We start from the raw sequence: 12123 nt of genomic DNA, 5'->3' as shown, positions 1-12123 counted from the left end.
TGCCGGGTCAGCTCGCCGCCGAGCCGTTCTCGTCGAGCAGCTTCTTGTACCAGTCGCGCAGCTTGTCGCCGCCCTTGCTCTTCCAGTCGGAGATCCACTGCTGCATGTCGCTGATCGACTTGTGGCCGCGGACGACGTCGTCCTCCATCTGCTCCATGTCGTTGGAGAGATTGGTGAAGCGGGAGGGCTCGGAGATCGTCAGGCCCCAGAAGGACGACTTCTTGGTGAAGGCGCCCATCCGCTGCTGCCACTCGACGCTGGCCTTGGTGATGTCCGGGAAGTCGGGGTGGGCGATGGTGGCGGCCGGGCTCGCGACCATGACGTAGGCGTTGACGACCTCGTTGTTGCCCTTGTCGTTCTTGACGGGCACGCCGTTCTTCATCGCGTAGTGGGTGCCCTCGACGCCGTAGTTGGTCAGCATCCACTCCTTGGTGCCGTATGGCGCCGCGGTGACATTGGCGACGGCCAGCACATCACGGATGACGGACTCGGAGGCCTTCTTGCTGACGAAGGCGAAGATGCCGGCCGGCTGCTCGGCCCACAGGGTCGGGTTGCCGCCGTCGTGGCCGAAGAGGTCCATGCCCCAGATCTTGAAGCTCGGGTTCTGGGTGGCCTGGGCGGCCTGCTGCCCGTACCAGTTGACGATGTTGTTGTTCCAGATCAGGAACTCGCCGGCGGCGAACTTGGGGCTGGGGTCGGTGGCCTGGCTCTTGCCCAACTTGAAGTCGGGGTGGACGTACCCGGCGGCGAACAGCTTGCGGGTCCACTCCAGCGCCTCAAGATATTCGGGGGTCTCGATGCGGTAGATCATCTTGCCGTCGACGAGGTTCCAGCCGAGCGGCTTCTCCGAGCCGGACATCACGCCGAAGATGTTGAACGCGGTCCATTTCATGTCACCGCAGGCCCAGCGCTTGGCCTTGGGGCTGGTGATCTCCTTGCAGAGCGCCGTGAACTCGTCGGCGGACTTGGGGATCGTGTAGCCCGCCTTGTCGAAGAGGTCCTTGCGGTAGAGCGGCACGATGCCCGTGACGTACGGGCCCGGCTGCGGCAGTCCGCGCAGCTGACCGCCGAAGATCGAGCGCTGCCAGGCGTCCGTCGGGATCGCCGCGAGGTTCGGGTACTCCTTGGCCTTGTCCCCGGACAGATACGGGCCGAGGTCGGCGAACTTGCCGGTGATGGCGCTGGGTATCTTGCCGCCCATGTTCCAGCTGGGGACGACCACCACGTCCGGGATGTCGCTGGAGGCGAGGACCGCGCCGAGCTTCTGGTCGTAGGTGTTGCCGTCCTGGTTCTGCCAGACGACGTCGACGCCGATGAGGCTGTTCATCGCCGTGTAGTAGGGGTTGTCGCCCTTCGGCGGCGAGCCCCAGAACGGCGACATGATGGTGACCTTGCCGCCCCTGCCGAGCTTCTTCGGGACGGAGGTCTTGAGGTCGGCGATCGCCAGCTCGCGGGTGAAGCCCATCGCCGAGCCGTTCTTGGCGGGGATGTCGGGCGTCACCACGTTGCTCGCGACGTACGCCGGCAGCAGCTTCTTCGCGTCCTTGCCGGAGGTGGTGCCTCCGCGGGAGCCGCTGTCCGAACCGCCGCAGGCGGCAAGCAGCGGCATCCCGCCCGCCACCGCTGCGGTGACGACCGCAGTGGAGGCGAGGAAGCTTCTCCGGCTGGGCCCGGAGGAGGCGGAAGCGGCGTTCGGCGTCATTGCGTCAACCCTTCATGGCGCACCAGGACACCCGGCGGTGGCCGTCGGCTGCGGTGTCTTGAGTGGAACTGGCTGAGCTGAAGCGATTCCTCCGACCCATGCATTCGACCTCTGGAGGTCGATCCCTAGTCGAAGCGCTTCGATGTTGCTGTGAGGTTAAGTGAACGCCTGGGGGTGCACAAGGGTCGATTCCAAGATTCCTCCGAGCTATCGCCAACGACCTTTTCTTATGCGCTGCTTGAAGTATCGGTGAGCGCCCCTTGACACCCGGAGGTTCGTCGAATGAGCATCGAAGCGCTTCGAAAGCGCTACGCCGCTCCATCGCAAGGGGATCCCCACGTGACCGCACAGACGCCGCCCACGCCGCCGTTCCGCGATCCGCAACTGCCGTTCGCGAAGCGCATCGACGACCTGCTCCAGCGGCTGACGCTCGACGAGAAGATCTCCTTCCTGCACCAGTTCGCGCCCGCGGTGGGGCGCCTCGGCATCGAGGCCTTCCGCACCGGCCAGGAGGCGCTGCACGGTGTCGCCTGGATGGGCCCGGCCACCGTCTTCCCGCAGGCCGTCGGACTCGGCGCCACCTGGAACACGGATCTCGTACGCCGCATCGGTGAGGCGGTGTCCAAGGAGGCCCGGGCGATGCACGCCCAGGACGACCGGGTCGGCCTCAACGTCTGGTCCCCCACGGTGAACCTGCTGCGCCACCCTCTGTGGGGCCGCAACGAGGAGGGCTACTCCGAGGACCCGAAGCTCACCTCGGCGATCGCCGTCGCGTACACCCGCGGCCTGCGCGGCGACCACCCCACGTACTGGCGCACGGCCCCGGTCCTCAAGCACTGGCTGGCCCACAACAACGAGACGGACAGGGCTACTTCGTCGTCCTCGGTCCGTCCGCGCGTGCTGCACGAGTACGATCTGCGCGCCTTCCGCGAGGCGGTCGAGGCGGGTGCGGTGGCGGGGGTGATGCCGGCGTACAACCTGGTCAACGGCCGCCCCAACCACGTCTCCCCGTATCTGCGCGAGCACCTGCGCACCTGGACCGACGAGGATCTGCTGGTCTGCTCGGACGCGGGCGCGCCCTCCAACCTGGTGGACTTGGAGCACTACTACGACACCCACGAGGAGGCGACGGCGGCCGCACTGATCGCGGGCGTCGACAGCTTCACCGATCACGGGACGGACGGTTCGCAGATCATCGCCCGGGTCAAGAAGGCCCACGCCGACGGGCTGTTGACCGAGGCCGACATCGACACGGCGGTCCGCCGCCAGCTCTCCGTCCGCTTCCGGCTCGGCGAGTTCGACCCGCTGTACGACCCGCACGCCGGCCTCAAGGACTTCGACACCCCGGCCCACCGCGCGCTCGCCCAGGAAGCGGCGGAGCAGGCGATCGTGCTCCTCAAGAACGACGGTCTGCTGCCGCTGGCCCCCGACACCCGTATCGCCGTCGTCGGCCTGCTCGCCGACGAGTGCAAACTCGACTGGTACAGCGGCACCCTCATCCACCGCTCCACTCCGCTGGAGGGCCTGTACGAGCGGTTCGGCGCCGAGCGCGTGGAGTTCGCGGAGGGCGTGGACCGGGTGCTCCTGAAGACGTCCGCCGGTACGTTCCTGCACGTCCCCGCGGCCGCCGATGCCGTCGACGAGGTGCGCGGCGCGGAGGGCGCCCTGGACCCGGCCCTGCTCGCGGGCCGCACGGACCTGCCCCCGCTCACCACCGACGCCACCGGCACCGAGTTCGCGCTGATCGACTGGGGCGAGGGCATCCTGACCCTGCGCGCCCCCGACGGCCGCTACCTCTCGGTGGCCGACGACGGCTATGTACGCGCCTCCGCGGACCAGCCGGGCGGCTGGGTCGTCCAGGAGACCTTCCGCCTGGAACCTCACGACAACGGTCACCTCCTCCGGCACGTCGGTACGGGCCGCCACGTCTCTGTCGCCGCCGACGGAGTAAAGGTTGCCGACGGAAATCCGGAACCGGAGGCGAAGCCGGATGTCTGGGAGCTCATCGTGACCGAACGCGGCGAGGACGCAGTGACACAGGTCACTGAGCGGGCGGATGTGGTGCTGGTGGTCGCGGGCAACGACCCGCACATCAACGGCCGCGAGACCGAGGACCGTACGACGCTCCGGCTGCCCGCACACCAGGAGCGCATCCTGCGCGCCGCCCGTGTCACCAACCCCAACACGGTGCTGGCACTGGTCTCCGCGTATCCGTACGCGGTCGCGACCGCCGCGCTCCCGGCGGTGCTGTGGACCGCGCACGGCGGCCAGGCCGCGGGCACCGCCCTGGCCCGGGTGCTGTCCGGCGACGTCTCCCCCGCGGGCCGCCTCCCGCAGACCTGGTACGAGGACGACGCCGACCTTCCCGACCTCTTCGACTACGACGTGATCGGTGGCCGCCAGACGTACCTGTACTTCGAGGGGACGCCGCTGTTCCCGTTCGGACACGGCCTGTCGTACGCGAGCTTCTCCTACGCCGACCTGTCGGTGCGGGTCGACGACGCGGCGGCGCACGTCTCCTTCACGGTCACCAACACCGGCGACATCACCGCCGACGAGGTCGCGCAGCTCTACACCCGTGCCGTGGAGCCGACGGTGACGCGCCCGCGCCGCGAGCTGCTCGCCCACCGCCGGATCACCCTCGCGCCCGGCGCGAAGGCGGACCTGTCCTTCGAAGTCCCCTTGACCGCCTTCGACTTCTGGGACGTGGCCCGCGGCGGATGGCGCCGCGAGCCGGGCCCGTACGACGTACTGGTGGGAGCCTCCAGCGAGGACATCCGCCTGCGCACGACCGTGACCCTGGACGGCGAGCCCGACGCCCCGCGCCCCGTGCTCCGACACGGCCTGAACGCGGTCGACTTCGACGAGCAGAGCGGCGTCGCGATCGTCGACCGTACGAAGGCGGCGGGCGACGCGGTGACACCGGCGACGGGCCGGAACGCCGAACTGATCTACCGGGACTGCGACTTCGGGGACGGCATCGCGGAGGTGACGGTCTCCGTGGCGGGCGACGGCGTGTTGGAACTGTCCCTGGACGGCGGCGCACTGCTCGCCGTACTGGCGCCGGACGAGACGACCGCCTCGGACGACCCGTACGCGTACACCACACTCGACGCCGACGTCGTCGCCGAGGGCGTGCACGACGTACACATCAGGCTGCGCGGCCCACTGCGGCTCGCGCACGTCGGCTTCTCCGGTTGAGGGTCCGGGCGAAGCCGATTTGAAGAAGAGGCCCGGCACCGGAAGGCATCGGTGCCGGGCCTCTTCGGCCAGCCTATATGAAAATGGTTCCCATTAGCTAGAGTGTGGCCCCGAGGAACGGGGCTAGAGCGCGAGGCCCGTGAGCACCAGCACCCGCTCGTACGTGTAGTCGTCCATCGCGAACTTCACGCCCTCGCGGCCGACCCCGGACTGCTTGGCGCCGCCGTACGGCATCTGGTCGGCGCGGTAGGACGGGACGTCGCCGATGACGACGCCGCCGACCTCAAGGGCACGGTGGGCGCGGAAGGCGACCTGCAGGTCATGCGTGAACACGCCCGCCTGGAGGCCGTACTTGGAGGAGTTGACGGCGGCGAAGGCCTCGGCCTCCCCGTCCACCTTCTGCACGGTGAGGACGGGCCCGAAGACCTCCTCGCAGGAGATCGTCGTGTCGGCCGGTACGTCGGTGAGGACAGTCGGCGCGTAGGAGGCGCCGTCGCGGTCACCGCCGGTGAGCAGGGTCGCCCCGGCCTCGACGGCCTCCTTCACCCACGACTCGACGCGCCGCGCGGCGTCCTCGCTGACCAGCGGCCCGACGTCGGTCTTGTCGTCACCCGGGTCACCGGTGACCTGGGCCTCGACGGCGGCGACGATACGCGGCAGCAGCCGGTCGTACACCGACGCGTCGGCGATGACCCGCTGCACGGAGATGCAGGACTGGCCGCCCTGATAGTTGGAGAAGGTGGCGATGCGGGTGGCGGCCCAGTCGAGGTCGGCGTCGGAGGCGAAGTCACCGAGGACGACGGCCGCGCCGTTGCCGCCCAGCTCAAGGGTGCAGTGCTTGCGCGGCACCGAGTCCATGATCGCGTAGCCGACCTTCTCGGAACCGGTGAAGGAGATGACCGGCAGACGCTCGTCCTGGACGAGGGCGGGCATCTTGTCGTTGGCGACCGGGAGGATGCTCCAGGAGCCCGCCGGGAGGTCGGTCTCGGCGAGCAGGTCACCGATGATCAGGCCGGAGAGCGGGGTGGCGGGCGCCGGCTTGAGGATGATCGGCGCGCCGGCGGCGATCGCCGGGGCGATCTTGTGGGCGCACAGGTTGAGCGGGAAGTTGAAGGGCGCGATCCCGAGGACGACGCCCTTCGGGAAGCGCCGGGTGAGGGCCAGTCGCCCCTGACCGCCGAGGTCGGTGTCGAGGCGCTGGGCCTCGCCGCCGTTGAACCGACGGGCCTCTTCGGCCGCGAACCGGAACACGGAGACGGCGCGCCCGACCTCGCCCCTGGCCCACTTGATCGGCTTGCCGTTCTCGGCGGAGATCAGCTGGGCGATCTCCTCGGTGCGCTCGACGAGCCTGCGGCTCACATGGTCGAGGGCGGCGGCGCGGACATGGGCGGGCGTGGCGGCGAAGTCCTCGCGGACGGCGTGGGCGGCGGCGACGGCCTCCTCGACCTGGGCGTCCGTCGGCACGCTCACCTTGCCGACGAGGCGGCCGTCCCACGGGGAGGTGACGTCGAAGCTGTCCTCGCCGGTGACCTGGCGGCCGGCGAGCCAGAAGGCGTGGGTGGAAGTCATGTGGGTCCCGGCCCTTCCGCGTTAGGGGTGTGTGCAGGGTGGTGGTTCGAGTCCACGGTAGGGCGGTGGAGGCGGGGGCGAAAACCCACGTTGTCTACTCGGCAGACGTCGCCTTCAACGCCAGCCACAACTCCATCCGCACATCCGGATCATCCAGCGACCGCCCCAGAATCTCCTCCACCCGCCGCATCCGATACCGCAACGTATGCCGATGAACCCCCAGATCCGCAGCCGCCGCATCCCACTGCCCATGCCGCGACAACCACGCCCGCAACGAGGCCACCAGATCCCCCCGCCCCGTGGCGTCATGCTCGTACAGCGGCCGCAGCAACCCGTCCGCGAACGCCTTCACCGCGTCGTCGGCCAACAAGGGCAGCACGGACCCGGCCGCCAGCTGCTCATGCCCCACGCACACCCGCCCCCGCCGCCGGGCCACCGACAACGCCTGCTCGGCCTGCTTGTACGCCGCCGCAGCCGCGATCGGCCCCACGGGCGCCGACAGCCCGACCACCAGCTCGTCCTCGTCACCGCCGGCAGCATCCCGCGCCGCCTCCGCACCGCCTCGCGCGGCTTCCACCGCAGCCGCGTACTCCCCGCAGGCGGCGACCGCCGCACCCCCGTCCGCGGCCAGCACGACCAGCCGCTCCCCCTCGGGTACGACGAGCACGGCTTCCCCGGCCCGCGCGGCCGCCGACTCCACGATCTCGGCGAGCCCGGCCAGCGGATCACCGCCCGCGTCGGCGGCGGCCCGTGCGGCGGACGCGGAGACCGACTCGGCGACGATCACCCGGAAGGGAGCGTCCAGCAGACCCCCGTACAGGTGGCCCGCGACGGCCCGCGCATGGTCCGGCTCCCCCGCGAGCAGCATCCGCAGCACCGCCGCACCGATGCGCTGTTCCGCCGCGTGCAGCGACCGGGACCGTTCCGTCGTCAGCGTCAGCAGCGCGATCGCCGAGTGGACCGCATACCGCTCCGCCGTGCCGAGCGCCGCCGCCGTCCCCACCGCCAGCGCCGCCCGCGGCCGCCGCCCCGTGCCCAGCGAGTGCAGTTCGACACGGTCCTCGTTGTCCGGGGGGCCGACCACCGCGGACGCCGGCGCCGGCCGCTCCCGCAGCCGCTCCACGTCCGCCGTCAGCCGCCCGGCCCGCCGCCCCGCCCACTCCGGTGCGGCCGCGACCACGGCGCCCGAGGCGTCGTAGAGCGCCGCCCACCCGTCGACCTGCGAGGCGAGTGCGGACAGCACCCCCTCGGGCCCGCCCGTCAGCGCCTGCTTGGTCAGTTCGCGCTGTGCGGCGAAACCCGCCGTCACCGCCCGGTACTGGTCGGCAGCGATCGCCGCGGACACAGCCTTGCTGATCGCGAGGAAGGGCGTGCGGCGCGGCACCTCCAGCAGCGGCAGGCCCTCGCTCTCCGCCGCGTCGACGAGCGCCTCGGGGATCTCCTCGTAATTGACCCCCACGGCGAACCCGAGCCCGACGACCCCCGCCCCCACCAGCCGCTTCACATACCGCCGCATCGCCTCCGGATCCTCCGCGTCCAGCTTCAGCGCGGTGATCAGCAACAGCTCCCCGCCCTCCATGTACGGCACGGGATCGGCGAGCTCGCTGACATGCGCCCAGCGGACCGGCACGTCGAGGCGGTCCTCGCCCGCGCGCACGGTGAGTTTGAGCGCGGAGTGGTGGACGAGCGAGGCGAGCGTCGGGGGCATGAGGCCTTCAGGTCAGGTCAGGTCAGGTCAGGTCTGCGGGGATCGGGCGAACCTTGTGGATCTTTTGGCCGCCTCGTATGAACGGCCTGTGGCGATTCTGCCTCACCGTACGGTCCCCGGGTGCCGTGAAGTCCAGACCTAACCCCTCAGATCCACCAGCAGCGGCGGCGCGTGCTCGCCCTTCACGGTCGTCAGCGACAGCACCGCGTGCCCGGGCGGCACCCCGTGCGCCAGCTCGGACGCCGACCAGCGCTCCCGCTCTACCTGGCGGACGGTCACGGCCCGTGCGGTGGGCGCCTTGCCGGTGATGACGCGCCGGAGCATATGGACGGCCTTGCCGGCCGGGGTCTCGGCGATGATCTGCCGGTCGGTGACGTCCCGCGCCTCGGTCCACTCCTTGCCCCAGACCTCGGCGAAGTCCTGCCCGTCCCACGGGGTGAGCCCGGACAGCGCCATACGGCATCCGGTGGAGCCGAGCAGCGGCCCGCGCAGTGGCCTCGGCACGTCGTCCAGCGTCCGCAGGGTCAGTACGACGCCTGCGTTCCCCGACCGCAGCCGCTGGACCCCGCGCACCGCCTCCGGGGTCACCACCCCCGTCGCGTCGTCCAGCACCAGACAGGCGAACAGCGACCGGTCCTCCCGCACCGCCACGCTCGCCGTGAACTGGGCGAGCACCAGCCGCGCCAGCATCCGCGAGGCGTCCGCGTGCCCGCGCTCGGGCAGGTCGATTCGGACCCGCACCGGGTGGTCGAGGGCCTTGAGGGAGAAGGGCTTCGACTGTCCGGACGTGTCGAAGAACCCGGCGAAGGCGGGCCGGTCCAGCAGCGCCACCCGATCCGCCAGCACGGCCGCAACATCGCCGGGCTGCCCCAACTGCCGCTCCCGGGCATCCAGTTCACGCAGCAGCGACTCCTGCCCGGAGCCCTGCAGCGCCGTGCGCAGCGCATCCAGCGGCCCGGGCGCCCCGTCGAGCAGCTGCCGCAGCTCCGGCACGGAGGGGAAGCGGCCGTGGACCGCCCGGAACGGGCCGAGCAGCTGGGCGAGCACAGTCGTGGACCGGCGGCCGTCACTGCCCGGGTGCGGATCGGCAAGGTCCCCGACCAACGCCTCGGCAAGCACGGCCGCGGCCTCGTCGGGGTCGCTCGTCCCGCCGTACAGGTCCAGGTCGTACACCGATTCCGGATTCCCGATCCGTACGACGACGTCGTACGCGTCGGCGGGGCCGAGCTCGGCGCCGGCCGCGCCGACCACGACGACCGCGGCGCGTCCGGCAAGGGCGTGCAGACACAGCGACTCGGCGAGCGGCCGCACCACGGTGCCGGTCTTGCCGGAGCCGGCCGGGCCGACGGCGAGCAGGGAGGTGCCGAGCAGTTCAGGGCCTAGACCGAGTCCGGCCCCGCGGTAGGCGTACGGGTTGCGGGGGTCGTCGGCCGTCGTCCCGAGCCGTACCTGCCCGGTCACCAGGTCGTGCCGGGCGAGCCGGGCCGGCAGGTCGCGCTCGCCCGAAGGGTGCAGACAGGCGGCGGCGCCGTCCTTGAGCACGGCGCCGGTGAACGCGGCGAGGGTGTGCCGGCCGGTGCGCACGCCCTGCCAGGCGCGGACGATCCGGGCGTGGTCCACGTCCCGCATCAGACCGGAGTGGGCCTCCGCGGCAAGCCGCTCGGCGGCGTCCACGGCGCCGGCTGCGCGGAGGGCGGGCCATTGTGCGGGGTCGTCCGTAGGGGTAGGCACCGATTCCTGGCGCTGTGGGCGCCGCAGGTGTGGGGCGATGAAGCGGCGCCACACCTCGCCCCAGCGACCGAGTTTGCCCACGACGACCATGATGATCAACGCGACGAGCACCTCGTAGCCGTAGTAGAGGAAGGTGGTGCCCGTCGGGCCGAGGTCGCTGTTGTCACCGCGCCAGGAGTCGGGGGTGATCAGAAAGAGCGGAACCCACCACCAGCCACCCAGATAGCCGTTCTGGAGCAGGGACCAGATCAGCCAGCCCACCAGAAACGCAATCACGGCCCCACTGATCAACTGCCGCCCCGGAATGTTCTCCGGCTCCTCCTCCGGCCGCGGCCGATGCCCGAACCGCCACACCCCGGGCGCCGCCTCCGGCCGCGGCGCCCGCAGCCACGTCAGGAACGCCGATCCGTCCGGCCGCGGCGGCATGCCGGGGGCTTCCGTGGGCCGCGGCGGCACCTGTGGCGGACGTGCCGGACGCGGCACAGGATTCGCATGCGTACCCCGTGCGTCCTGCGTCCCGTCGCTGTCCATCGCCCTCGTTCCCTGACCAGCCGTTCCGTCCACCGTCAGCGGTCAATCTAACGCCCCGGCACGGGGAGTTCACCGCTTACGCGGCCGGGCCCCGTGGCGGGCGCCATGTCCACGGCGGACAACCCGAACCCGCGACAGCGCCCACATGGAGCATGCCCACCCCCCGTCCCCGGTCCTAACCTGCGAGAAAAGAAGACAAGAGTCGCCGAAGCCCATCCGTAAAACCCCGTGAAACCCCAGGAGCCCCTCATGAGTGCACTTCCGCAGGAGCGCCGGATCGTCACCGCCATCCCCGGCCCCAAGTCGCAGGAACTGCAGGCCCGCCGTACCGCCGCGGTCGCGCAGGGCGTGGGCTCCGTGCTGCCCGTGTTCACCGCGCGCGCGGGCGGCGGGATCATCGAGGACGTCGACGGGAACCGGCTCATCGACTTCGGTTCCGGTATCGCGGTGACGTCCGTCGGCGCGTCCGCCGAGGCCGTCGTACGCCGGGCCTCCGCGCAGCTCGCCGACTTCACCCACACCTGTTTCATGGTCACCCCGTACGAGGGCTATGTGGAGGTCGCCGAGGCCCTCGCCGAGCTCACCCCGGGTGACCACGCCAAGAAGTCCGCGCTGTTCAACAGCGGCGCCGAGGCCGTCGAGAACGCCGTCAAGATCGCCCGTGCCTACACCAAGCGCCAGGCCGTCGTCGTCTTCGACCACGGCTACCACGGCCGCACCAACCTGACGATGGCCCTGACCTCGAAGAACATGCCGTACAAGCACGGCTTCGGGCCGTTCGCGCCCGAGGTGTACCGGGTACCGGTCGCGTACGGCTACCGCTGGCCGACCGGTCCGGAGAACGCCGGTCCCGAGGCCGCCGCGCAGGCCATCGACCAGATCACCAAGCAGGTCGGCCCGGACAACGTCGCCGCGATCATCATCGAGCCGGTGCTCGGCGAGGGCGGCTTCATCGAGCCGGCCAAGGGCTTCCTGCCCGCGGTCCGGAAGTTCGCCGCCGACAACGGGATCGTATTCGTCGCGGACGAGATCCAGTCCGGCTTCTGCCGCACCGGCCAGTGGTTCGCGTGCGAGGACGAGGGCATCGTCCCCGACCTGATCACCACCGCCAAGGGCATCGCGGGCGGCCTGCCGCTCGCCGCCGTCACCGGCCGCGCCGAGATCATGGACGCCGCACACGCGGGCGGCCTGGGCGGCACCTACGGCGGCAACCCCGTCGCCTGCGCCGGTGCGCTCGGCTCCATCGAGACGATGAAGGAGCTCGACCTCAACGCCAGGGCGAAGAACATCGAGGCGGTCATGAAGGCCCGCCTCACCGCAATGGCCGAGAAGTTCGACATCATCGGCGATGTCCGCGGCCGGGGCGCGATGATCGCCATCGAGCTGGTCAAGGACCGTACGACCAAGGAGCCGAACCCGGAGGCGACCGCCGCGCTCGCCAAGGCCTGCCACCAGGAGGGCCTGCTGGTCCTGACCTGTGGCACCTACGGCAACGTCCTGCGTTTCCTGCCCCCGCTGGTCATCGGCGAGGACCTCCTGAACGAGGGTCTCGACATCATCGAGCAGGCCTTCGCGCGGATCTGAGCCAAGCGGAATCCGCAGCTCACACACAGGATGCACGTCCCATGCGCACCACCCGCCCCAGCCCTGGCATCCACCGCGATTCCGGGGCCGGGGCGGC

Annotated in this window: 6 protein-coding genes; 2 read left to right on the top strand and 4 right to left on the bottom strand. The window is 70.8% G+C overall.

Translation table 11 applies throughout. From position 1 onward, the window contains the following. Positions 1–7: 7 nt before the first annotated feature. Positions 8–1702, bottom strand: coding sequence for an extracellular solute-binding protein (locus tag P2Q00_RS31530; RefSeq protein WP_275776707.1), 1695 nt, complete (start codon positions 1700–1702; stop codon positions 8–10). A 339-nt stretch (positions 1703–2041) separates the two neighbouring features. On the opposite strand from P2Q00_RS31530, the gene P2Q00_RS31525 reads away from it, so the two are divergent. Further along, entirely contained in the window at positions 2042–4903 is a 2862-nt protein-coding gene (locus tag P2Q00_RS31525) for a glycoside hydrolase family 3 C-terminal domain-containing protein (RefSeq protein WP_275776705.1), read from the top strand. 123 nt (positions 4904–5026) lie between these two features. On the opposite strand, the gene P2Q00_RS31520 is transcribed toward P2Q00_RS31525, so the two are convergent. The 3 genes from P2Q00_RS31520 to P2Q00_RS31510 form a co-directional block, all read right to left on the bottom strand. Then, positions 5027–6472 (bottom strand): aldehyde dehydrogenase family protein, encoded by a 1446-nt coding sequence (locus tag P2Q00_RS31520; RefSeq protein ID WP_275776703.1) that lies wholly within the window; start codon positions 6470–6472, stop codon positions 5027–5029. Positions 6473–6566: 94 nt separating this feature from the next. Continuing rightward, positions 6567–8180 carry a PucR family transcriptional regulator gene (locus P2Q00_RS31515; protein WP_275776701.1) on the bottom strand — a complete coding sequence of 538 codons (1614 nt, stop codon included), beginning with the start codon at positions 8178–8180 and terminating at the stop codon, positions 6567–6569. A gap of 138 nt (positions 8181–8318) precedes the next feature. Then, positions 8319–10442 (bottom strand): ATP-binding protein, encoded by a 2124-nt coding sequence (locus P2Q00_RS31510; protein ID WP_275776699.1) that lies wholly within the window; start codon positions 10440–10442, stop codon positions 8319–8321. Between the two features lie 249 nt (positions 10443–10691). Between P2Q00_RS31510 and gabT the strand changes: the two genes are divergently transcribed. Continuing rightward, on the top strand, positions 10692–12026 hold the full coding sequence (gene gabT / locus P2Q00_RS31505; RefSeq protein WP_275776697.1) for a 4-aminobutyrate--2-oxoglutarate transaminase: 1335 nt from the start codon (positions 10692–10694) through the stop codon (positions 12024–12026). Positions 12027–12123 lie beyond the last annotated feature (97 nt).

The sequence above is a fragment of the Streptomyces coacervatus genome (assembly GCF_029223485.1).
GTDB classification, from domain to species: domain Bacteria; phylum Actinomycetota; class Actinomycetes; order Streptomycetales; family Streptomycetaceae; genus Streptomyces; species Streptomyces coacervatus.
The sequence above is the reverse complement of the archived record's forward strand: the minus strand, read 5'-3'. Positions and strand labels throughout refer to the sequence as shown.

What these genes read in the sequence shown, in the direction of transcription:
- P2Q00_RS31530 (WP_275776707.1), bottom strand. Translation starts at nt 1,702, where the DNA reads ATGACGCCGAACGCCGCTTCCGCCTCCTCCGGGCCCAGCCGGAGAAGC.
- P2Q00_RS31520 (WP_275776703.1), bottom strand. Translation starts at nt 6,472, where the DNA reads ATGACTTCCACCCACGCCTTCTGGCTCGCCGGCCGCCAGGTCACCGGC.
- P2Q00_RS31515 (WP_275776701.1), bottom strand. Translation starts at nt 8,180, where the DNA reads ATGCCCCCGACGCTCGCCTCGCTCGTCCACCACTCCGCGCTCAAACTC.
- P2Q00_RS31510 (WP_275776699.1), bottom strand. Translation starts at nt 10,442, where the DNA reads ATGGACAGCGACGGGACGCAGGACGCACGGGGTACGCATGCGAATCCT.
- gabT (WP_275776697.1), top strand. Translation starts at nt 10,692, where the DNA reads ATGAGTGCACTTCCGCAGGAGCGCCGGATCGTCACCGCCATCCCCGGC.